Consider the following 24,261-nt stretch of genomic DNA (forward strand, 5'->3'; position numbering starts at 1 on the left):
TATCCAATAACAAATTAGCCCTCAGATGGTGGACTTTTAACCAAACCTGTGGGCTTATATTTGAGACTAAAGACAATATTTCAACATATGAAAAATTCACAATAGTAAGATCAATTTCAATTTACCTAGATACTTCATCTCGTATGCATCATATCTTCGTATCTAATTTGAAAAAGGAAAAATTAAATTCCATAATTTTACATATACAATCAAACGGATTCACCTCCAGTGGAGTAGCAACTTTATAGCATCATGAATCTAAACAAAATGAAAGAATAGTAAGGACCTTATAAGATGTCTCCAATGAGTAAAGTCTAGACGAATAACAATGGAAACAGGCACTGTAGTCTCACTTTCATGAGCTAACAGTGCCTGTTTTTGTTATTCAGTCGAAGCTTTTAAATTATAAATCGAGTAACACTCTGTACGAAATAACAGCAACTTCTGCGCGAGTAAGTTTACCCTCAGGATTAAAGTTCTGGTTAGGATCTCCTTTGAGGTACCCTTTACTTGTTACGAAGGCCACGGCATCAAGTGAATCGCTTGAAATACTTGAAGCATCTTTGAAAGTAAGGGCAGTTACTCCAACATCCTTTGAATCGCCACGGAGTGCATTAGCAAGGAGTATCGCGGCTTCTTCACGTGATATCGTATTACGTGCACCTTGTTCGGCAATACGATCAGCCCAAGTGGTTGATGATGATTGTAGTCGATCCAGAATCGTAAGGAATTCTGCTTTAGTGACTTGATCATTTGGTTTGAATGTATTTGTAGTATCTTTGCCTGTGATTAAGAACTGTGCAGCTAAAACTTCGATTTCATGTTTCGCCCAGTGAGTTACAACATCAATGAAGCTTTTAGATATTTCCGCTGTTGTAAATGATCCCAGCGTGGTTGTTGAGAATTGAATGGAAGTGGAAGTGCTGTTAAGGTTACCCGCTCCCATATGTGTCCATTGATTACTTGCAGATAAGGAATATACACCGACTTTGAGAAAATCAGTATAGTTCGTTTTATCCAGATTGAGAGTGATCTTGATCGGTGTTGTAAGTTTTGTCAAAGCTTCTTGAATTGTAAGAACAGGAGTTGTTAACTTAGCAGTTCCACCTTCAGGAGTTTTAATCGTTGATTTGCTAGTATCTGCTTTTACGAATGAAAGAGAAAGTGAGAATCCATCTTTTGAAGTGAAATTAGCAATGGATGAATAAGGAATAAGGATCTCAAATCCATTACCAATAATGACTAGGTCTTTCTTAGCTGTTTGTAGTTGTGTCAATGTAGCACTGTCAATGCTCAGATTAAATGGGTTATAGGTATCAACCGGAACGTCACTAATATCTAATGTGACTACCTTAGTATCAGCTTTCTTGAGTTGTTCAGAGATGATGGAAGAATCTACAGTAAATACTGCGGAGTGTTTGCCATCTTTATCTGATTCAACCACGGATCCATGTTTGAACTTCAGTGTCTTAGGTGTTGTTGATGAAGTAGTGCCGTTTGATGAAGATGGACTTGGGCTAGGGCTTGGTACTATTGGGTCTGGGCCTTTACCAGGATCGACAGGGTCCACAGGATCCACAGGATCTACAGGATCTACAGGATCTACAGGATCTACAGGATCTACAGGATCTACAGGATCTACAGGATCCACAGGATCCACAGGGTCCACAGGGTCTACAGGGTCTACAGGATCCACAGGATCTACAGGAGCATTTATTTTAATGACAACTGGTGAAAATCCATAAGCCGGAATGAATTCCTGCTTATTATTCAGTAGTAGTACATTTGAAATATTAATTGGATACGAACCGGGTTCTGATCCATCGAATGTAAGTTGTAGTAGAGAACCTTGCATGTTTGCATTCGGTAGAGACACTTCATAATGTAATTGTTTCTTATCTGTACCAACATCTGTGATATCGAGTTGGTCAATGTCTGAACCAGCATAGACAGCATTGGTAACCGTAGATTTTACCTGTTGTAAGGTTAGCTTAGAATCATAAGTTAAGTCGAAAGAAGCAGAGTATACATCTTCTGTAACGGAGTAATTTACGTTTACGTCAAAAGATTCCCCAGTAGCTACTTCCGCTTTAGATGTAGACAAGTTCACTTGACTACTATCGGGTTGGAAATCATAGTGAATAGTTTTTGCTGGGATTTGTAATCCATTTCCAATGGAATCATATACGAATAAGTAATACGTGTTATTTCCCTGTTGTAACGGCACATCTAGTTGGAAATAACCTTCCTCATCCACGGTACCATTCGCTTGTTTAAATCCGTCTGCTGTTTCATAAATAGCGGATACCGATACTAATTCAGAGAGTAATGTTGTTGCACTAATTAATTCAAAAGATAAATCATAGAACAACTCTCCTGAAATTGTACCTTTTCCAGGTTTAGCTGGATCAAGAATTAGTTGCTCACTATCTAGTTCGAATTCCGGAGCAGACATGTCGACAAGGAATCCTGTCGCAGAATCAGTTATAAGATCCCCTGTATCCCACACGACGGGTACCATAATGTAAAAGCCGTCTGTTAAAGTGATTTCACTATTGTCTTCGATGATAACCTTTCCGTCCCACGTGAATTTGTGGTAATCAATATTGTGTGTTGGTTGTACGGATAAAGAATCATATGTGTAACCAATTGGGTCACCAGTTTCTCCATTGAATACAAAGAACGATAAGTCTTTCAATGGACGATTAACAGCGAAGGATACATCCATTGTATCTACGACATTATCACCGTTAGGTGAAAAGACGACATTGGAGAAATCAATATCAGTAATGGCATCAAGATCATAGCTTTCTCCCACAAAAACAGCGAATGGTACTCTTAACTGATGTCCATTACCATCCTGAGTAAGAACAACTTGACCATCATACTCACCATCAGGAATGCCTGTGGGAATATCTAGATTAAGGCTGAACGAACTGGAAGGTGTTCCTTCACGCAGGAATATGGCAGGCATACTTGGTGCTACATTAACTCCCGCGTTGTTGTACCATTCCACTTGAATATCGTATTTCTGAGTGGAATTGCTAATGTTATCGATGGTGATAAGTTTGGATGACTTACTTGGAGCACTTTGCAGACCAAACGACGCACTACTTGTATAGTATACAGCTTTAGGATCTCCTTGAAGCTGGCTTGGGAGGGGTTCTTTTACTTTCGCGATTGCCTTAGCCTCAGAACTTTTAACTAAGTCAACACGTCCAGCCCCTTGTTGATTCACAGGGTATGGAGCGCCTTTACGATCTTTAATTGGAACGGAGTTATTGGCTAGAAGTGATTTCATCTGATCTGGATTTAAGTCTAGACCCTCTTGTTCAGTCTTCTCTATCATTAAAGCTACTGCACCTGCTATATGTGGCGCTGCCATACTTGTTCCATTTAAATCTTCATATGCTTTGGTGTAGTCGCCTGTAAATGATGGAATAGAAGAGCGAATTCCAACTCCAGGTGCAGTTAGATCTGGTTTAATAGAATAATAAGGTAAAGAAGGGCCTCTCGAACTGAAATCAGCTAAGAGATCTTGTTCTTCAATTAATGAGAAGTTTACAAGGGATTGACCATTGGCGATTTCCTTCACTAATGCGAGACCATTTGATTGTGTAATGGTGTAGGTTGGGACATAAACTCCTGGTTCACCCAAAGTGGCGGCAATTTCTCCAGCTGTATTATTATAAATAATGAGAGCTTTTGCCCCAGCTTTCGTAGCATGAATAGCCTTTTCTCCAAAAGAGATGCCTCCGCGAGATACGAGAACGGTTTTACCCGTAACATCTAAATGGGTATAATCCGCTGCTTGACCAAAATTAGCATATACAAGATCAAGATCTTGGCCTACTGGCGTTAATTCAGGTGCGTATGTTGCAATTTGTGCATAGATTCTACCTACCTGGGGAGAGGTGAAGATGGGTGTATGCACAGGTGGGGAAGAGGCACCTACAGAAATTGGTAATTGAGCAGATGCAGGGCTTCCTACCGTTTCTGCGTTAGGGCCATCGTTACCATTCGCTAGCACGACTGTTACACCAGCAAGGGATGCATTGTCCACTGCTTTAGAGTCTGCGCTGTATTGATTATTGAGAGAATTTCCGAGCGATAGATTGATAACGTCCATACCATCACTTACGGATTTTTCAATAGCAGCAATTACATCTTCAGAAGAGCCACTGCCATAAGGTCCAAGTACGCGATATACATACAGATCAGCATCGGGAGCAACCCCTCTAACCCAACCCTTACCAGCATCAGGATGTTCAGGATCTCCTTGCCCGACTATGGTACCTGAGACGTGCGTTCCGTGCGATGTATCATACGAGTTACCATTCTTTAAGGGTTTCGTTGCATCGGGTAAAGTTTCCATTGGATCGGAATCATCGTCTACAAAGTCATAACCGCCTTTATAGGCGTCTTTTAAACTTGGATGATGGTAGTCGATACCGGTATCAATGACACCAACCTTAACACCCTTACCGCTAAAACCCGATTCCCATAATTTGTCTGCTCCGATGAACGGGGCACTCACATCCATGGAAGGTGTGAATCCTTCGGATTCAACGATGTCTAGAGCCTGATATTCAACGTTAGGATATACGGATTTAACACCTGGAAGTTCAAGTAACTGATCAATTTGATCCCCAGGAAGTGTAATGGAATATCCATTAAATACTTTGGTGTATTCGCGATTAAATTGAGCACCAGCTTTACTTTTCGCGGCGGATTTGAATATTGTGTGCTCCTGGCGGAGAATATTAGCATGACTATTTATGCTAGATTTGACCGAGAAAGGGGAGATCGATTCAAAAACCTTCGTAGGCTCCGTTTGTAATTCAACAATGACGGTTATAGGTTCAGAGCTATCTGTAGATTCAACATAGCTCTCAGGAGTAACTGAATTCGTAACTTCGTAAAGTCCGAGAGAATCAAGATTTTGGAACTTTGGAAGTTTCGCCTTATCCAAGAAGTCAATATTACCAGGAGGTTGAAGTGTGGATTGAACGGGTAAAGAGACCTTTGATGAGTCTTCCACGTCAGCAGCAAACGTCACATTGGGGAATCCAATTCCTAATATGAGTACTGTACATAGTAAAAAAATAAAATAACGATGCATTACATTTCCTTTTTTCCTCAAAATAAAGCCTCCTTTATTATCATAGTGTTGAGCTAGTTAGACATGATGTAGCATGAGAAACATTCATCCTCCTTCATTTAAAAATAATTGAACAATAGCTAAATACATTACTTATTTTACATTTTTTACATAGTCTTGAGATGAGACATAGAGACTAGCTGTTCAACTACATAGAGTTGTGAATGCTGTCAGATTACTGTGTCGTATTACAGAGCATTTAGGTTATAGGCATATTAGTGACTCGAATACTATCGTTTCTTTAGGGAACGGCAAGTCGTTAATCTCATTGTTTAGGTATATTTACATATATATTGAAACTCATGTAGTTTTCGAAATATATCAACATATGAGGAATGAAGAGGATTAATATACTCGATGTATCCGCTTTAATTGTTTATTCCAACATATAAGTCGAAATTGTATAATAATATGATATGAATGCTAGAGAATTAACAATAGGACAAAGAATGGAGTGTACTTAGATGCAGACGCTGTTCCGATATAACTGGATGATTCGTGAAGATTGGTATCAATGGTGTGAGGATGTCCCATTGGAGGAATTACTTCGTAAAAGAACCGGTGGTGTAGGTGGAATCTTACATACTCTATTTCACATTATCGATGTGGAGTGGAGCTGGATTCGTGTACTTCAAGGGAAGTCAGATTTACAGGAGAATTTTGAGGAATATCAGAGTGTTGAGAAAATTCGTATGCTCCAAGCTACATTTCGTCAGGAAGTGGAGGAGTTCGTCAATGCTTGGGATGAGAGTAAGGAGAATAGAATACTTTACGATCCACAACCCGATGGAAGCATGGCAACCGATACTTGGGGTGAAGTCGTTCGTCATATGATTGCGCATGAAATTCATCATATGGGTCAATTATCTATTTGGGCAAGAGAAGTAGGGAAGAAACCTGTTTCAGCTAATGTAATAGGTAGAGGGCTTGTGCAGATACCAATGGATAGTCTAGAAGATTAATAAAGTGAATTAGATCATAATCTATCTCACTACTAAGGAGTGTTATCATGCTACTAAGAAATGTAAAGAATCACGACTCTGGATTAGAGGGTGAGGTCTATTTTAAACTATTTAATAAATACATAGAATTCTATGTTAATGAGGCTGACCTTAATTATGTTGAAAAATGTGCTCATTATCTGAACTCTCTTAGTGATGCTGTCATAGACAAATTATGCGAAGCTTCTATTAAGTATTGTAATGATTTTCTAGAGATGATAGGTGAAGAACCAAAAGAAGTAGCCAATATTCGAGATATTCTTGAATTCGTACATCCAAGTAGTTTGAGTATTCCTGATCCTGAGCAGGGAGATATGCCAGTCATCGATATGGAGTTAAATTGCGAGTGGGAAGAAGAACATGGCATGGAGTGGATTGTTAGAGATGACAAGGTACTCTATGTAGGAGCGTACAATGGAGAGGATCCATGGGGCGATTTCACAGAAAAAGATGAATGGAATTACGCTTAAGTGTAGGTATTAAATATTACAGAAGTAACTACGTCCACTACTTTATTAGAAAGAGAAGGGATCTAGATGAGAATAACGAAAGCACAGGCAAGAAAATTTCTTATTCGATATCACCACCTAGATGACGATAAGCTGATAGGAAAAGATGGGATAATTGAATATATGCAGCAAGTGCGGTGTATTCAGTTTGATCCGTTGAATGTAGTAGGGTTTAACCAGGATCTTGTTCTGCAATCTCGAATGAGGGATTATAGACCTGAATTATTGAAAGAGTTGTTATATCGTGATTTTCGGCTAGTGGATCAATGGGATAAGAATATGTCTATATGTATTACAGAAGATTGGCCATATTTCTCGAGGTTTAGACTTGGTTATTCAAAATGGTGTGAACAGCATCCAGAAATAATACAAATGATTCTAGACAAGATTAGAAATGATGGCGTGGTTTCCTCTGCAAGTTTTAATTTGGAAGAGAAAGTAAGTTGGCATTATGGAGATACTAGACTAGCAAGAGCTGCACTTGAGGGATTGTACTATTCAGGAAAATTAGTGATACATCATAAGATACATACGAGAAAATACTACGATCTGGCTGAACGGCACATCGACCCTGATATGATTCACATAGAAGATCCAAATGTAACGGATGAAATGTTTCTAGATTGGTTTGTATTACGAAGAATGGCTTGTGTAGGATTGTTATGGAATCGCCCAAGTGATGCCTGGCTTGGAATAGCTCCTTCTATTGGAAAGGGCCTACGAAGCAAAGAACGAAATGAAGCATTTAGTCGATTGCTTGCAGATCATAGAATTACAGAGTTAACGATCGATGGGTTGCAACATCCTGTTTATATGGAGACAAAGTCTTTATATCTTTTGGAAGAGATTATATATGAACAGAGTAAACCGGATACGGCTAGAATTCTAGCTCCTCTGGATAATATGTTATGGGATCGAAAACTAATTAAAGAATTGTTTGATTTCGATTATCGTTGGGAAGTCTACAAACCTCTTGCAGAGCGCCAATATGGCTATTATGTATTACCGGTACTTTATGGGGATATGCTTGTTGCTAGATTTGAACCTAAAAAAACAGATTCTCCAGCAGCCCCCATTATACAAAACTGGTGGTGGGAGAGTCACATCCATCCGAGTTCAGACATGTTATCTGCAATCGAGCAGACGCTGAAACAATTTTCATGTTATTTGAATGGGGAAGGTACAGCTGAGACCGACCTGCATTTTGATCCATCTTGGATGAAATGATCGCATTCATAGACAAAACCACTATGGACAATGATCCATAGTGGTTTTTAATACAATAACTATTTTGCAGATCCAGTTATTGGTCGTTGTACCTTCGTAAGCTCTACGTTGAAATATTCATGTAGCTCTGTTAATTTTCTTGGATCTTCAAGAGAGGTCTTATTCAAAAGATAACGTTCAAAGAGATTCTCCCATGTGAGTGGGATCTTTTGCAAGGTCATTGAACGAATGGCATTCTTCACCATTCTCCGTTCTTTGGCATTCGAGTAAACATCTTTAAACTGTTGCGTGTGTTCGAAATCTAACTTATCGAATATAGCTCGGAATACTTCCGATGTCATCTTGGCATCATCTAATGCTCGATGTGCAGATCCTGTAGGAGCAATATTAAGATCTAGGAGAGCACCTTCGACACTAACATCATTCGTAACATTCTTATATCGAACAAAACCCTTTAACAAATCGAAATAATTAGCTGCCATCCAATAAGCATCATCAAGATTGTGCATGCGTGTATCATATATAATTCTTTTTAAATCCTCGCCACCCCAAGTTAGAAGTAGGAAAGATTCACTATGATTTAACCACTCTATAAAGTCAGTAATCACTTTTCGAAATCCAGATGCTTGATCAATATCCTCTTGGGGAATCCCTGTTTTCTTTTTAATAAAAGAATTAAGCTTAGAGAAATATACTGGTTTAATTAATGCTGAGAATTCATCCATTTCATGCAACTGTGAATTCAATCGGACAGCACCGATCTCAATCACTTCCATGGGTAGGTCACTTGCAAATTTGCGACCGTTGAATTCAATATCTAAAATTACATAATCCACGATGGTGCCCCCGTTCTTTAACTTGTTCTATTTTATCAGGGACAATAGTTAGTGTCTATGGTTAATTCAGTTATAATCATGATGTGGATATCCATAATTAGGCGCCATAGAAACAATTCTCTAAGATGGAAAGAACAAATGATCTTTATTTTAAATAAATAGTTGTAAAAAGTATTGGAGTATGATATTTTAGAAATGTAATCAATGTAACCGGTTACACCTGGAGATGATAAGTGATGACAATGACTATAAAAGATGTCGCAAGAATAGCTGGAGTTTCAGTGGCTACGGTTTCACGGGTATTAAATGAATCAGGCTATGTCAATACGGATACACGCAAAAAGGTAGAAGCGGCAATCCAAGAGATCAATTACACACCTAATGAAGTAGCACGATCCTTATACAAAAGAAAATCAAAATTAATAGGGTTGCTGCTATCAGACATTACGAATCCATTCTTTCCACAGTTAGCACGGGGTGTGGAGGATCGGATGCAAGAGCAAGGTTATCGCTTAATATTTGGAAATAGTGATGAGAACGAAGTGAAGGAATTAGATTACATTCGAACTTTTGTCCAGAATAATATCATCGGTGTAATTTCAGCAACCAACTTCCCAGATAGCGATACGTATCAATCCCTGAAAATTCCGATCGTCTTTCTAGATCGTACTTCTAATGAAAGTCCTTCTGTATACGCAGATGGCAGAAAGGGCGGTCGCCTTGCTGCACAAGAAATGATTGCTCGTGGAAGTGAAATAATCACCATAGTACAAGGACCAGCACATATCAAACCAGCACAAGATCGTTTTCTAGGTGCCGTCGAAGTGTTTAATGAGAGAGGTATAACATTTAATGTTATCCAGACTTCATCTTTCTCATACACAGAAGCTGAACAATGGGCTAAGGAATTATTTGATAAATATATAGATACGGATGGTGTCATTGCCAGTAACGATATCGTGGCAACAGCAGTAATTCACGAAGCACATCGTCTTGGCAAGAGAATACCTCAAGATTTACAGGTCATCGGATTTGATGATATTCCGCTAAGCAGTCTGTTATCACCTTCATTATCTACCATCCGCCAACCGGCGTATGAGATGGGTCGAGAAGCAGCTGGTTTACTTATTAAGTTAATTGAACAAGATAATGTAGAGGATAAGATTATTCAATTACCTGTTAGTTTCGTTGAACGAGAAACGACTAGAAGAATAAATGAAATCAAACAACAAGAAAGAGGTTGATCATGATGGCTAAGATTACGGTAATAGGAAGTTGTTCCATGGATTTGGTGGTAACCTCACCTAAGCGTCCTCACGCGGGTGAGACTGTATTAGGGGATCGTTTCACCACGGTTCCAGGAGGAAAGGGGGCGAATCAAGCTGTGGCAGCCGCACGACTAGGTGCTGATGTTACGATGATCGGTTGTATAGGGGATGATTATCATGGAAAAGCTATTATGGATAATCTCAAATTAAATGACATTCAGACCACATATATGGAACCGGTTACAGATGTTGAAAGTGGTACGGCACATATCATATTAGCTGAAGGTGATAACAGTATCATCGTTGTCAAAGGAGCCAATGATTACGTAACTCCTTCTTATGTCGAACAAGCTCTTGAGACCATTCGAAGTTCAGATATGGTTCTAATCCAACAAGAGATTCCAGAAGAAACGGTATCTTATGTAAGTGACATTTGCCATCAATTCAATGTTCCAATGTTACTCAATCCGGCTCCTGCACGTCCCATTAGTGAAAGTATTATTGAACATGCTACATACTTAACACCGAATGAGCATGAATGTGCTATCTTGTTCGCTGGAGTGAGCACGAAAGACGCGTTACGGAAATATCCCAATAAGTTATTCATTACAGAAGGTAGTAATGGCGTACGTTACTACGATGGAGAACAAGAGGTTCTTGTTCCTTCCTATAAAGTGAATGCTATAGATACCACCGGGGCAGGGGATACTTTTAATGCTGCATTTGCGGTTGCACTGGCTGAAGGTAAGTCCTTAAAGGATAGTGTGAAGTTCGCCAATCGGGCTGCTTCGTTATCGGTTACTAAATTCGGGGCTCAAGGTGGGATGCCAACAAGAACAGAAGTTGAAGGGAGTCTTTAATATGAAGAAACATGGAATATTGAACAGTCATATCTCCAAAATACTTGCTGATCTAGGTCATACCGATACGATCGTCATTGCAGATGTGGGACTTCCTATCCCAGCAGGTGTTCCTAAGATTGATCTCGCTCTTACACTCGGTGTACCCAGCTTCCAAAATGTCGTAGATCTACTGGTTGAGGACATGGTCATCGAGAAAGTAACCATTGCATCGGAATTAGCGACAGACAATCAAGAAACATCGCACTACTTAAAAGATAGATTTAAGGAGATACCAATAGAAGAGTGTTCACATGAACAATTTAAGTGTTTAACTCAGAAAGCTAAGGTTATTATTCGTACGGGTGAGGCTAAACCTTACGCTAACTGTATTTTACAAGCCGGTGTATATTTCGGATAAATGAGGGGGTGCCAAGGGTATGCACATTACGATGAAAGATATTTATAAATCATTCGGTGCTAACAATGTATTGACGGGTGTAGATTTCGATCTAAAGGATGGTGAAGTTCACGCCCTTATGGGCGAGAATGGTGCGGGTAAGTCTACGTTGATGAATATTCTAATCGGTCTTCATCAACGTGACAAAGGTACCATCATTATTGATGACAAGGAAACCTACTTTACCAATCCAAAAGAGGCTGAACAAAGAGGAATTGCTTTTATCCATCAAGAGCTTAATGTATGGTCCGACATGACTGTCCTAGACAACCTATTTATTGGTAAGGAACGGACAACGAAATTTGGTTTATTAAATAAGAATGAGATGAAGGCGTTAGCCAATGAGCAGTTTCGAAAACTTGCTGTTACGATCCCACTAAATCAAGAAGCGGGAGAATGTTCTGTTGGTGAGAAACAGATGATTGAGATTGCAAAAGCACTCATGACTCATGCGAAAGTAATCGTTATGGATGAACCCACAGCTGCTCTAACCGAACGAGAAATACAGAAACTATTCGAAGTCATTGCATCACTCAAAAAAGAAGGAGTCTCCATCGTCTACATCTCGCATCGTATGGAAGAGATTTTTGCAATATGTGATCGAATAACGGTTATGCGTGATGGGAAAACAGTAGATACAAAGGATATACCAGATACGAACTTTGACGATGTTGTTAGAAAAATGGTTGGACGAGAACTAACAGACCGTTTCCCTGAACGTACAGCAGAACCCGGAGAGATTGTACTTGAAGTCAAGAATGCTTCTAAAAAGGGTCAGTTTAAGGACGTTAATTTCTCCGTACGATCTGGTGAAATCGTAGGATTCTCAGGATTAATGGGATCTGGACGTACAGAAATAATGAGAACAATATTCGGATTAGATTCCTTAGATCAGGGCGAGATCTGGGTACGAGGGAAAAAAGTCTCGATCCACAATCCTAATGATGCCATGCATGCTGGCATCGGATTCGTAACAGAAGACCGGAAAGATGAAGGATTGGTTCTAGATTTCTCAATTCGGGACAATATGGTATTAACGAATCTATACAGCTTCGCGCCAAAAGGGATCATTAATAATAAGAAAGAACAAGAATTTGTAGATGTTCTAATTAAACGTTTACAGATCAAAACACAGTCCGCAGATGCATTAGTTAGTAGCTTATCTGGTGGTAATCAACAGAAAGTGGTTATCGCTAAGTGGATTGGAATTGGATTAAGTGTTCTCATCTTAGATGAACCAACCCGCGGCGTTGACGTTGGGGCGAAACGAGAAATTTATCAACTCATGAACGAATTAACGGAGCGTGGCGTAGCGATTATCATGGTCTCTTCCGAACTACCTGAAGTATTAGGAATGAGTGATCGCATTATAGTTGTTCATGAAGGCGAAATCAGTGGAGAACTTTCACAACAGGAAGCTACGCAAGAAAATATTATGACGTTAGCTACAGGGGGGCAATAGTTATGACGACTATCAAGGATGAAAAGAAGGGCTTTCAAATCGGGCAAATTACACAGAAACTGGGTCCGTTACTTGGGTTAATCATTCTTATTATTATCGTAACCGCATTAAATCCAAGTTTCGTAGATCCACTGAATATTCTGAATTTGCTAAGACAAGTTGCCATTAATGCGTTGATCGCATTTGGGATGACCTTTGTAATTCTAACAGGGGGTATCGATTTATCCGTTGGTTCGATTCTCGCATTATCCAGTGCGCTGATGGCTAACCTCATGCTCTCTGGATTGGATCCAATCTTAGCTATCATTATTGGTTGTTTGCTAGGTGGAGTGATGGGTATGGTCAATGGACTCATGATTACCAAAGGTCGTATGGCGCCCTTTATCGCAACGTTAGCCACCATGACTATTTTTCGAGGATTAACGCTTGTATATACAAATGGTAACCCGATCACAGGTCTTGGAGAAAGTAAGATGTTTCAATTGTTTGGTCGTGGTTATTTCCTAGGCATTCCGGTTCCAGCGATCACGATGATTATCATATTCGCAGTATTATGGATGGTATTACACAAAACGCCATTCGGTCGTAAAACGTACGCAATCGGTGGTAATGAAAAAGCTTCCATCATTTCTGGGATAAAAGTAGATCGCATCAAAATAATGATCTATTCATTAATCGGTATGTTGTCTGCACTAGCAGGTGCTATCCTGACTTCTAGATTGAACTCCGCACAACCAACGGCGGGTGCATCTTATGAGTTAGATGCCATTGCTGCTGTTGTATTGGGTGGTACGAGCTTAACAGGTGGGCGTGGACGTATTGTAGGTACTTTAATTGGTGCTCTTATCATTGGGATATTGAACAACGGACTAAATTTACTCGGCGTATCATCATTCTACCAAATGGTAGTCAAAGGTATTGTTATAGCCATTGCTGTATTAATTGACCGTAAGAAGACTGCATAAGAGGAGGATTCTAATATGAAAAAAATGACTTTAATTCTTACTTCCTTACTAATGATCCTCATGACAGGTTGTTCATTAGAGCCACCAGAGTGGGCCAAGCCCAACCAAAGTGGTAATTCAGAAAATGCGAAAATAGGTTTATCGATTTCAACCTTGAACAACCCATTCTTTGTATCTGTCAAAGATGGCGTTGTAGCAGAGGCTAAGAAACAAGGGCTAGAAGTTATTATCATTGATGCGCAGAATGATTCTGCGAAACAAAGTAATGACGTGGAGGATTTGATGCAACAAGGTGTAAATGCTCTGTTAATCAATCCAGTAGATTCATCTGCGATCTCTACAGTAGTTCAGACTGCGAACAGCTTAGATATTCCAGTGATTGCACTTGACCGTTCTTCTGACAAAGGTGATATTCAGACACTTGTTGCTTCAGACAATGTAAAAGGTGGATCGATGGCTGCAGAATACATCGTGGCACAACTTGGTAAAGGTGCAAAGGTCATTGAACTTGAAGGTTCACCTGGTGCATCAGCTACACGTGAACGTGGGAAAGGATTCCACGAGATCGCAGATACACAACTCGATGTGATTGGGAAACAGTCCGCTGATTTCGACCGTACCAAAGGACTAACTGTGATGGAGAACTTGCTACAAGGGAATCCTTCGGTACAAGCTGTCTTTGCGCATAATGACGAAATGGCACTAGGAGCCATTGAAGCGATTCAAAGTTCAGGTAAGAAAATTCCTGTCATTGGTTTCGATGGTAATGACGATGCTTTGAAATCCATTGAAGCAGGCAATTTAACAGGTACTGTTGCTCAACAACCTGAGTTGATTGGACAATTGTCCATTCAAGCTGCTAAAGACGTACTTGATGGTAAGACAGTAGAGAAGTTGGTTGCTGCTCCATTGAAATTGGTAGTTAAAGAGTAAGAAGAGAAGGCTGTTATAAGGCTTCTTGCATAAAGCACTGCACTCACTGATTAGGTGAGTGCAGTGTTTTTTTGTTATTGATTCGTAGATTTAACCCATATGGATGAATACAAGAATATTGGATGGTATTGACATATGAATGTATTATGGGCATAATACAGTTGAAGTGTATGAACTACTTGGTACACACACTTGAAAAGAATGAGAGGTATCCGGATGAAAATGAATGAAGGTTGGACAGAAGTTATTTTTAATGGCCGGGATCCGGTGTATTTACAAGTTGTCCGTCATTTCAAAGAACAACTCGCTACCGGTCGGCTGGAGGCTGGGCAGATCATTCCTTCACGGAGGGAATTGGGTGCATTACTGAAGATCAACCCTAATACAGCACAGAAGGCTTATAAAGAAATGGAGGAACAGCAATTGATCGTAACCGAGGGGAATTCAGCAAGTAGAATCACGCTTGATGAGAATGTGCTACGAAGTATTCGTTCTGAATTAATTAGCGCTGCAGTTGATGCCTTTGTGGTATCGGTCCGTAAAATTGACGTTCCCGTAGAAGAACTATTGGATATCGTAAAGCAGAAGTATCTTGAAAGAAACGACATAGAGAGACTAGAACAGGAAGGAGGAGAGAAGGCATGATTGAGGTTGTAGATATTCATAAGCGATATCGTGGTCGGTCTGTGCTAAACGGTGCCTCCTTCACGGTGGAGAAGGGAAAAATCACTTGTCTTATTGGCATTAATGGAGCGGGTAAATCAACGATTCTTAAGGCAATTATGGGTTTAACGCCTCTAAAGGCAGGTACAATTCGGATTGATGGTCAACCCATAGATAAGAATATGTATGAGAAAGTGGCATTTATCCCTGATCATTTAACGATGCCTTCTGGGATGAAGCTATCTGAGGGACTCCAGTTCATGGCAGATTTTTATCAAAGCTGGAGTACGAGTAGGGCTGACGAGCTCATGACATTCTTTAGCTTGGATCGAACTGAGCGAATTGGAAATCTTTCAAAGGGAACAGCAGCTAAATTTAATCTGGTGCTTGGTCTTGCACAGGATACAGAATACGTATTAATGGACGAGCCCTTTTCGGGAATAGATATGTTTAGTCGGGGTTTGATTGCAGAGGTATTCTCCAGCCACTTGATCGAAGATCGCGGCGTGCTTTTGACCACGCATGAGATCGTTGAGGTAGAGCATTTGATCGATCGAGCACTACTCGTGAAAGATGGAGCCATCTATCAGGACTTTTATTGTGAACAAGTGCGTAGCGAGGAAGGCAAGTCCATTGTCGACGTTATGAGGGAGGTGTACCAGCCATGAAAAGTTATCTGAAGCTCGTACATATGGAGATCAATCGATTCAAATATATACTAGCAGGGCTTATGAGTTTAACGTTATTATGTCAGGTTGGTGTCGTGATCTGGTGGACTAAGAGTGCTGTATCTTACAGAGAAAGTGGCATTTGGAAGAACGGGGTTCTTAATTACTCTTTTTCACCCAACGGTTCATCAAACGGTAAGTTAACATTTGTTGAGGTGATCTCCAACACACAATTCATTTTTATGATTCCAATCCTGCTCAGTGTTGGAGTGCTTGCCATATATGTTTTCCTAATTTGGTACCGAGATTGGTTTGGTAGAAGTACATTTATCTATCGTTTGTTGACATTACCTTCTGCAAGACGACATATATATTTCGCTAAATTAACGGCTATCCTTCTATTTATTTTTGGACTTGTATCCTTTCAGTTGGCCCTATTACCTGTTGAGGAGTTTATATTCAACCTTATCGTTCCATCGGACATGAGAGATCCCTCCAATTTATTTGAAATTATCTATACGATTCAAGCGTTGGCGACGCTCATACCATGGCATATAGATATTTTTCTGGTCTATTATGGATTAGGCATAGTAGGCGTGCTAGCTATTTTCACTGCCATTCTGCTCGAAAGAAGCTATCGTCGCAGAGGCATTGTATATGCCATTCTGTATCTAGGAATAAGCTTGTTCTTACTTTTATTCCCTTTGTTTGGTTTAGGACTGAATAATAATAATGGATACTTGTATCCCAATGAAATATATGGCATCGAGTTAGTTATGTGCGTAGTGGTTCTTGCTGTTTCAGTATGGCTTGGTTGTCGACTTCTTTCCAAAAAGATAACAGTGTAAGGAGGAACATGATGAAACGTTATTGGATTTCTATAGTATTAAGTGTTTTCGTTGTTGTTGGATTGGGTACGTATTATGTATATAGTGCAGTGGCACAGTTTCCGGGATATAAGTTAGTAAAAATATCAGGTGACGTTAACGAGGGAACGAAGATTGGGGTTACAGGTAATTTTTCCGATGGGGGGAGATACCAACACTTAACTGTAACTGCTGATGGTAGTTATATTCCGAATGCTAATTCTATTTATAGCCGAATCTTCTCAGGTGGACGATCATGGATGAATGAGCAAGCAGATATTCGTGAGATCCTCAAAGATCATCGCTCCTTTATGAGAGGGAAAGGCGAAGTGAATAGCCTGTATAAGGATGATAAGTGGATTATTTATGCGGATGCTATCAATAATACTACTAATGGCACATCGGAGATTGTACTGGGTATAGACCTTCTCAATCAGACAACCGGTGCAGTTAAGCATTATGAAACCAGCGTGAATGATCAAACGGACTATTCTCAAATCTATGTACTGGATGTACAGTTGATTGGTGAGCAGCTCCACTTGCTTATAAATCAACGTTCGAAGATTTCTTTGGAAAAAAACGTATATGGTTCTGAATATCATGATTATGTTGTGGATATGAACAGTGGAGCATTAATGAACAATCAAAGACTTGCTTTTAGTGATAGCATGAAGGAAGATGTTGAACTCTTTGATCGTGGCATTTCAAACGCCATTTATTCCTCGCCTAGTGAGTATGCATTATTAATTGTTTCTGATAGACAAATTAGAGCAAATGAATACATGGGAATATCTGATGAGCACGTCTACTCTTATAATTATAAAACGGGTATGTTGACAGACCTGTCAGATACACTGATGAAAGCAGGAATTGATGATATCGGAAATCTTAGTTTAGATGGTAATGTTATCAATATCCTAAATTATGAGAAAGACGTTATTAAATTAACTCGTTACAACATAGATTCAGGTACGTTGGCTAATCAAGTCATCTCCTTAACTGCCCAGCAACTGGATGCTGACAAAATAACAATGGGAAAAATGAAGAATAACAGGTTATATATTCTATTTCACAAAGATGATATTCCAAAGGTTACCGTACTAGATGCTACGAGTGGAGACATTCTATATCAAGGCAAAGTCATCTATGATGGTGATTCATCAGAAAGTGCTAGGAAATTGTTGAATGTGGAATCGTTATTTATGCAAATTGCTGATTAGGCTCCTATTTGTATTTTAAATCGTTAATCAACATCACAACGTACAGGCGAGGTAGATATTATGAGATCAACGGATTATTTCAATAGAACACTAGAGGTATTAAGACGGTTGGAAACGTATGGCTATCAAGTGGCGTATTATATCCTTCAAGATGAGGAGCTTGCGATGGATGCAACGAAGAGGACATTGTTAGCCTTAGCGAAGGAAGAAGGACTCTATACTACCCCTGTAGCTGTACAACGTGATTTGATGAAAAAGAAGATTATAAGACAATCCATCATGCTCAGAAATGAAGTCGTAACATCAGTCATAACTGCATAGTGAGCACGTAATGAGACAGTACAAAAGCCTTTGGAGCGAAATCTCCAGAGGCTTTTATGCTGATTGATATGTAATCAACAAAAGGGAAAATATAACTTTTGGAGAATATATAGTGAAAGGTTTAACTTTCTATATAGGAGGTTTCTTTCTTGAAATTAAAAGAACTTGTTGAACAACTAACCATCTTTTCGGTTCAAGGGAATATAGATGTGGATATTACGGGAATTAATATGAATTCACGAGAAGTGAAGCAGGGAGATTTATTCGTATGTATATCTGGTGTACCAGGACTTCAAGAGGATCGTCACCAATATATTGATCATGCGATTGAAGCGGGAGCTGTAGCTATCATTGTTGAGAAGGATGTCGTTGCGCAAGTTCCCACAATTAAAGTACCCAATGCTAGATTCGCGTTAGCAGTGTTGTCTACACATTTCTACGGTTATCCAAGTCATAATCTCAAGTTAATTGGGATAACAGGAACCAATGGAAAAACAACGACAAGTCATATGATTGAATCTATCTTAGCTCATGCTAGTTACCGGACGGGTCTTATGGGGAATATCGGTACAAAGATAGGTAGCAACTTATACAAAAGCAAGATCAATACACAAGACCCACATATGCTTCAATCCAATCTAGCAAAAATGAATGAGTGTTCGACAGATTATTGTGTTATGGAAGTGACTTCTCAAGGTTTACATATGGGGCGTGTTATAGGATGTGAGTTTCGTACAGCTGTATTCACGAATCTAACCAATGATCATCTCGATTATCATGGATCTATGGACAACTACCTTATGGCCAAAGGAGCTCTTTTCTCAAGAATGGGAAATTCATACTCACATGAGCCTTCTAATCAAAAATTCGCCATTCTAAACGCGGATGACCCTGCATCTGATGTGTTTCATAGTCTAACAACAGCACAAGTGATTACATATGGTATTAACAATCCAGCAGATGTGATGGCAGAAGACATTCAACTAACAGCTAAAGGAACGACATTTAGGCTCGTTTCCTTTGTAGGGACGGTTACGATTCAATGCAAAATGGTTGGCGTTTTTAATGTGTACAATGCGCTTGCTGCTATTGCGACAGCTCTAGCTGAACAAATCCCGCTTCACTCCATACAACAAGCATTATCTGAATTCACGAATGTGACGGGGAGAATGGAAATGATAGATGGTGATCAGGGTTTTCTTGTGATTGTTGACTACGCCCATACCTCTGATGCATTAAACAACGCACTATTAACATTGCATGAGCTGGCACATAAGAGAGTGATTACGGTGATTGGTTGTGAAGATAAGAATGAGGAGAGTATATTTTCACAGATGAGAGAAATCGCGCTTAAGCATAGTGATATGGTTATCGTAAATACGGAATATGCATCAACGGAAGCTACGAATAGGATGATTAAAGAACTAGAGAAGGGGCAAGGAGAATGCACTTCACAGGAGCTGCTATCGAATCGGGAACAAGTAGTAGCAAGAGCCATTGAACTAGCTAATCCAGAAGATATCGTGTTCTTTGCTGGGAAAGAAGATTATAAAACAGAAATCCAGCATATTCTAAAAGACTACCAGAACCATTCTTATACAGAAGTAGGCGATCATACTCAAGGTATTCAAATCCGATCCTAATAGATGCAGATGACGAACTAGATTTAGGAGGACATGTGTATGCAAGAATTTGTTGGCTACTGTAAGGTATGTGAACAAAAGATTTACTGCAATGATGGATTTATTAACGGGGTAGTATTAGACGATACAACGTTATTATGCTTTGATTGTTATTCTGAGAATAAGCCTGAGACTTAAAAATGATTTAGATTTTAGGGGTGAAATATTTAAGATGACGCCACCAGTGATGAAAAATAATAGTGAACACAAGATTAGATATCCTTCCCTGATTGGACCAATCATATTGGTTAGCATTATGTCGATATTACACATGAGAATGTTAGTTTCAATTATGCAAAATGACAACATGTCTTGGACCGAGTTTTATATCGAATGCATTGCGCTTGTAATATTTGCGATTGGGCTGACATTCATGATCATTAAGGCATTTATGAAACCATCTATCCTAAGATTAGACCAGAACTCCCTTTTCGTTAATGGTCGCACAGTTGAGGCTCATCAGATTAAGATAGTCATGGTCATGGGCTACTTCAACCCCGTTATAGGGATTAAACCCAAGAACAAAAGATATGTACCCGTTCATTTATGTTTAGATTAACGGAGGATGAAGATAAGGGAATGAAAGAATTGAAGAGTTGGGCAGAAGAGAATCAGATTCCGTTTATCCAAAAAAGGTTTGCGCGGTGGATGTGAATACTTGATTGATGATCAGAAAGAGGTGATTGATCCATGGATAGGAGCTATTCTATTGTTCGTAAAAAAGGGAATAGAGAGAAGTTCCTCCAAGCGTATGATGACTCCATGCAGTTATGGCCTGTCCCGTTTGAGGATGTAATGCTATCTACGAGATTTGGTGATACACACATCATTGTATCGGGGTTAATAGAGTCTCCCGCAATATTGTTGTTTCATGGGATGACGTTCAGTGCTACCATGTGGTATCCCAACGTTGAATCCTTATCTAGACATTTCAGAGTGTACGCAGTGGATACATTAGGTGACTTAGGTAAAAGTACTATTACATCACTTATACGAACAAGAGAAGACGCAGCCCTCTGGGTTTCTGATATTCTTACGGAACTTCATCTTCAATCAGCCATATTCATGGGACATTCTATGGGTGGCTGGCTCACAATAAATTTTGCGCTTCATTCTCCTGAGAAAGTACAGAAAATGATCTTATTAGCACCTGCCGCCGGAATTTATAGAATAACTCCTATGTTCTTATTAAAAGTATACCCTTCAATAGTTTTACCATCAGCTTATCGTATTCGTAAAGAGTTAGCGTGGTTCATGAATAGTTCCTACCAAGCAGATGCTAAAGCTGAGGTACTGATTCGTCAGTTCATCGTCTCAGGATTGAATTGTATACCACTTTTGCGAGTGACACCTACTGTATTTAAAGATCACGAGTTACAAAGCCTTACTATGGAGATTTTACTGATGGTTGGCGATAAAGAAGTCATCTATCATTATGATCGAATGTTATCTAAAGCCAAGCGACTACTAACAAACTTACATACAAGTGTTATACAGGATGCAGGTCATGCATTAACTATGGAACAATCCGAGATTGTTAACCATAAGATTATTGATTTTTTGACATAACTCTGTGATAAGGAGTGAGTATTAGAATGCAACAAACGCAGGTACAGAACAGTAAATTTAAGATCCAATATCCTTCAGGAAATTCACAAATATTAGCCATTAGCATGGTATTAATCATATCCGTGACGTGGTTAATAGGAAAGATTCAGAATGATTTTAGTCCGCAGAGCATTTTGTATTTGGGTGGCGCCCAAATTCTTATATATAGCATTTCGCTAGTTATTTTTATTTATAGGAAATCTGCTAGGCCAACTGACTTATGGATTAGTAGGAAATCCCTATTCATTAATAATCGTATTGTTGAAGCTAATGAAATTCAAATGCTAATGGTTACGGGATATTTCAGACCTGTTCTAGGAATTAAACCAACCGATAAGAAATATGTTCCTACTTATTTTTGTTTTCGGTTTATAGAGGAAGAAGATAAGGGAATGAAAGAATTGAAGATTTGGGCAGAGCAGAATCAGATTCCTTTTCTCCAAAAGGGGTTTACGAAATGGATGTAACGACGAGATCAAATAAGTTAATAGAGACAGAAAGACTTATCATTCGTCCTTATGTAAATGAGGATTATGTTAATTGGTACACACAATTCGATAATAGACTTCCCTCTCAGTACAAATACGATGATGGACGTCCGACAGATATGCCTTCTTCTACGGAAGAGTGGTTCCGCGATTGGATTAACGGATTCCATGAATGTGCGATTAGAGATGAGATGTACATCTATGGAATATTCCGTAAAGAGGATGGAATGAATGTTGGGAAAATAGAGTTGATTAAGATTCTATGCATGGATTATCAATGGGCTATGATGGGATATTCAATACATAATCAATTTTGGAACGAGGGGAGATATGGATAATCATCCCTCGATAAAGCTTGCTGAAAAAGCTGGATTTCTTCTTGATTGTGTGAGGAAAGAGTTTTCTTTGGAGAATCAGAAATGGACTGATTTGTTCATTTATTATAAGAATGGATTTTGAATTTGAAGGGTATTTTAATTTGTTGCTTGTATGTTCTTCACTCCCACCAATGCTTCATTTCACTGAATCCAACGTCCCATAGTTTAGCGTTTCCGGATACGATAATCGTAATTTCGTTAACCTTGTCCAATGGTATGTTTAAAGGTACTGCACCTTTTTGATTGTACTGAGCACTTATTTTTCCATCATCCACCAGTACAGTGACTTCTCCCTTGGGATCTCCCTTGTCTGGAATGCCATAATATGAATAAAACTTCACATCTGATTTATTCCCTAAGATGTAGATGTATGATTTGCTTTTATCACCATCACTGTTATACACGTTCATTTTGGGTTCTATTTTCTTGCCTGATACCGTCAAACTGGGAAGATTTTCAGTCATAGGCAGGGATCCATTTATTTCTTTCACCTCATGTAACGCTTGAATTGGGCCTTCTCTTTTGGCTACAACATAATTGATGGTTTCCGAAATCACGATTATTCCAACTAGAAGAACACCGATAGATAGGACCGAAGCAATAAGCTTTTTATAAGAAATTTTTGAAGAAAATCCGACTCTATAGGCGATATATCTTGCTGCACCTAGAGTATTGGATATCACATCAACTACATCAAAGCTGCCAAGATAAGTTAAAGCCTGCAGCGTTTCCAGAACGAGAATCGCCAAGATAAAGAAGGTTATAAACTTCCCAAAGCGGATTCGATACAATAGGGGAATGAGTACACCAAAAGGAATAAAAGCAACAATATTTCCAAGGTCAAATATCCACGAGGAGGTTAGTTCTGGGAATTGAAGCGGAACTCTCTCTGGGACAAGCATAAATGTATATCCATTTACTCCTGCTGTATGATCCACTCTATTAAAAGCAAAGAAAATAAAAAATAAGACAACAATTATATATAAGATGGTTCCTGTAAAGATGAATTTCCGTGATTTCACTTTCATAAATGTCTCCTAATTTTAAATTACCGCTAATGTTTCGGTTAAGATAAGAATACTGTGTAAGATATTGTAAATAAAGAAATTATTTTAGACCAGTGAGCACCGGAGGTTTTGTATGAAAAAAAGATATATTATTATTTCACTATTGATTTTTAGTATATTACTGTTCATTGGATATAATAGGTACTTTTATAATTTTAAAAGCCTTGATAACGCAACATTATTTCTAGGTCCCATAGAATCACCTGATGGTAAATTTGAAGCTAGCTCATATTATTTAAATTATGGCGGTGCAGCAGGTGGAGTAATTTATATTGTCGAGGTCGAACAGACTCAGACTGGAGAAAAGAAAAAGGTATATTCTAGTAACCATAAAGATGATTTTTCGATAACTTGGAAATCTTCAGACATCCTTTCAATAAAAAATGAAAGTCCAAAATATAATGATTATAGAAACATTGATTTGAATGTAAATACGGATATATATGAAGAATCCGGAGCTGCCTGCCGAAGTCTATTACTTAAAGGGAAATTCGAAAACTGCTATAAAGCGGAGGACATTAAGGTGCCTCTTATTTTTAAACTACTTGGTTTTTGAACTAACGGGATATGAGAAGTTAGTAAATGTTGACCAACTGGAAGATATCGAAAAACGAATGAATGCATTAATTATTTTTTTAAA

Annotated in this window: 21 protein-coding genes and 1 pseudogene; 19 read left to right on the forward strand and 3 right to left on the reverse strand. The window is 39.0% G+C overall.

The genetic code is table 11. The features are described 5' to 3' along the window. Window positions 1-403: 403 nt before the first annotated feature. Window positions 404-5,143, reverse strand: coding sequence for a S8 family serine peptidase (locus AC1D7X_RS19035; RefSeq protein WP_495475940.1), 4,740 nt, complete (start codon window positions 5,141-5,143; stop codon window positions 404-406). 482 nt (window positions 5,144-5,625) lie between these two features. Here AC1D7X_RS19035 and AC1D7X_RS19040 point away from each other — a divergent pair, with 482 nt between their 5' ends. From AC1D7X_RS19040 to AC1D7X_RS19050, 3 genes are all read left to right on the forward strand, one after another. After that, on the forward strand, window positions 5,626-6,123 hold the full coding sequence (locus AC1D7X_RS19040) for a DinB family protein (RefSeq protein WP_495457499.1): 498 nt from the start codon (window positions 5,626-5,628) through the stop codon (window positions 6,121-6,123). Window positions 6,124-6,170: 47 nt separating this feature from the next. Then, entirely contained in the window at window positions 6,171-6,632 is a 462-nt protein-coding gene (locus AC1D7X_RS19045) for a DUF6985 domain-containing protein (RefSeq protein ID WP_495475941.1), read from the forward strand. A gap of 66 nt (window positions 6,633-6,698) precedes the next feature. Continuing rightward, a complete protein-coding gene (locus AC1D7X_RS19050) occupies window positions 6,699-7,898 on the forward strand; it encodes a DNA glycosylase AlkZ-like family protein (protein ID WP_495475942.1) in 1,200 nt (399 codons plus the stop codon). 59 nt (window positions 7,899-7,957) lie between these two features. Here the strand turns inward: AC1D7X_RS19050 and AC1D7X_RS19055 are convergent, their stop codons facing one another. After that, a complete protein-coding gene (locus tag AC1D7X_RS19055) occupies window positions 7,958-8,734 on the reverse strand; it encodes a 3'-5' exonuclease (protein ID WP_495457496.1) in 777 nt (258 codons plus the stop codon). 236 nt (window positions 8,735-8,970) lie between these two features. On the opposite strand from AC1D7X_RS19055, the gene AC1D7X_RS19060 reads away from it, so the two are divergent. The 15 genes and pseudogenes from AC1D7X_RS19060 to AC1D7X_RS19130 all read left to right on the forward strand — a co-directional run bounded on the left by AC1D7X_RS19060 (window position 8,971) and on the right by AC1D7X_RS19130 (window position 22,636). Then, complete coding sequence (locus tag AC1D7X_RS19060; RefSeq protein ID WP_495457495.1) at window positions 8,971-9,978, forward strand: LacI family DNA-binding transcriptional regulator; 1,008 nt, start codon at window positions 8,971-8,973, stop codon at window positions 9,976-9,978. Window positions 9,979-9,983: 5 nt separating this feature from the next. Beyond that, window positions 9,984-10,862, forward strand: a complete 879-nt coding sequence (gene rbsK, locus AC1D7X_RS19065) for a ribokinase (protein ID WP_495457523.1) — start codon at window positions 9,984-9,986, stop codon at window positions 10,860-10,862. Between the two features lies 1 nt (window position 10,863). Next, a complete protein-coding gene (rbsD, locus tag AC1D7X_RS19070) occupies window positions 10,864-11,262 on the forward strand; it encodes a D-ribose pyranase (RefSeq protein WP_495475943.1) in 399 nt (132 codons plus the stop codon). Window positions 11,263-11,281: 19 nt separating this feature from the next. Then, on the forward strand, window positions 11,282-12,763 hold the full coding sequence (locus AC1D7X_RS19075; RefSeq protein ID WP_495457493.1) for a sugar ABC transporter ATP-binding protein: 1,482 nt from the start codon (window positions 11,282-11,284) through the stop codon (window positions 12,761-12,763). A gap of 2 nt (window positions 12,764-12,765) precedes the next feature. Next, window positions 12,766-13,728, forward strand: coding sequence for an ABC transporter permease subunit (locus tag AC1D7X_RS19080; RefSeq protein ID WP_495457492.1), 963 nt, complete (start codon window positions 12,766-12,768; stop codon window positions 13,726-13,728). A gap of 15 nt (window positions 13,729-13,743) precedes the next feature. Then, the gene (locus AC1D7X_RS19085) at window positions 13,744-14,661 is read left to right on the forward strand and encodes a D-ribose ABC transporter substrate-binding protein (protein ID WP_495457491.1); all 918 of its coding nucleotides are present in this window, start codon (window positions 13,744-13,746) and stop codon (window positions 14,659-14,661) included. A 216-nt stretch (window positions 14,662-14,877) separates the two neighbouring features. Continuing rightward, window positions 14,878-15,306, forward strand: coding sequence for a GntR family transcriptional regulator (locus tag AC1D7X_RS19090; protein ID WP_495475944.1), 429 nt, complete (start codon window positions 14,878-14,880; stop codon window positions 15,304-15,306). Then, window positions 15,303-15,992: an ATP-binding cassette domain-containing protein gene (locus AC1D7X_RS19095; RefSeq protein WP_495475945.1), complete on the forward strand. Its 690-nt coding sequence runs from the start codon at window positions 15,303-15,305 to the stop codon at window positions 15,990-15,992. Before AC1D7X_RS19090 ends, AC1D7X_RS19095 begins: the two co-directional genes overlap by 4 nt. After that, complete coding sequence (locus tag AC1D7X_RS19100) at window positions 15,989-16,840, forward strand: hypothetical protein (RefSeq protein ID WP_495475946.1); 852 nt, start codon at window positions 15,989-15,991, stop codon at window positions 16,838-16,840. Before AC1D7X_RS19095 ends, AC1D7X_RS19100 begins: the two co-directional genes overlap by 4 nt. Window positions 16,841-16,848: 8 nt before the next feature. Further along, window positions 16,849-18,078, forward strand: coding sequence for a hypothetical protein (locus AC1D7X_RS19105; protein WP_495475947.1), 1,230 nt, complete (start codon window positions 16,849-16,851; stop codon window positions 18,076-18,078). A gap of 60 nt (window positions 18,079-18,138) precedes the next feature. Then, window positions 18,139-18,399: a hypothetical protein gene (locus AC1D7X_RS19110; protein ID WP_495475948.1), complete on the forward strand. Its 261-nt coding sequence runs from the start codon at window positions 18,139-18,141 to the stop codon at window positions 18,397-18,399. A gap of 149 nt (window positions 18,400-18,548) precedes the next feature. Then, window positions 18,549-20,042, forward strand: coding sequence for a UDP-N-acetylmuramoyl-L-alanyl-D-glutamate--2,6-diaminopimelate ligase (locus AC1D7X_RS19115; RefSeq protein ID WP_495475949.1), 1,494 nt, complete (start codon window positions 18,549-18,551; stop codon window positions 20,040-20,042). A 729-nt stretch (window positions 20,043-20,771) separates the two neighbouring features. Continuing rightward, window positions 20,772-21,650: an alpha/beta fold hydrolase gene (locus AC1D7X_RS19120; protein ID WP_495457483.1), complete on the forward strand. Its 879-nt coding sequence runs from the start codon at window positions 20,772-20,774 to the stop codon at window positions 21,648-21,650. Window positions 21,651-21,676: 26 nt separating this feature from the next. Further along, complete coding sequence (locus AC1D7X_RS19125; RefSeq protein WP_495457482.1) at window positions 21,677-22,156, forward strand: hypothetical protein; 480 nt, start codon at window positions 21,677-21,679, stop codon at window positions 22,154-22,156. Continuing rightward, window positions 22,147-22,636, forward strand: a pseudogene (locus tag AC1D7X_RS19130) (GNAT family N-acetyltransferase). The gene AC1D7X_RS19125 and the pseudogene AC1D7X_RS19130 overlap by 10 nt, the downstream one beginning before the upstream one ends. A 37-nt stretch (window positions 22,637-22,673) precedes the next feature. Here AC1D7X_RS19130 and AC1D7X_RS19135 read toward each other — a convergent pair. Further along, complete coding sequence (locus AC1D7X_RS19135; RefSeq protein ID WP_495475950.1) at window positions 22,674-23,582, reverse strand: VanZ family protein; 909 nt, start codon at window positions 23,580-23,582, stop codon at window positions 22,674-22,676. 112 nt (window positions 23,583-23,694) lie between these two features. Here AC1D7X_RS19135 and AC1D7X_RS19140 point away from each other — a divergent pair, with 112 nt between their 5' ends. After that, on the forward strand, window positions 23,695-24,177 hold the full coding sequence (locus AC1D7X_RS19140) for a DUF5412 family protein (RefSeq protein WP_495457480.1): 483 nt from the start codon (window positions 23,695-23,697) through the stop codon (window positions 24,175-24,177). Window positions 24,178-24,261 lie beyond the last annotated feature (84 nt).

The organism is Paenibacillus sp. Y568 (assembly GCF_059445545.1).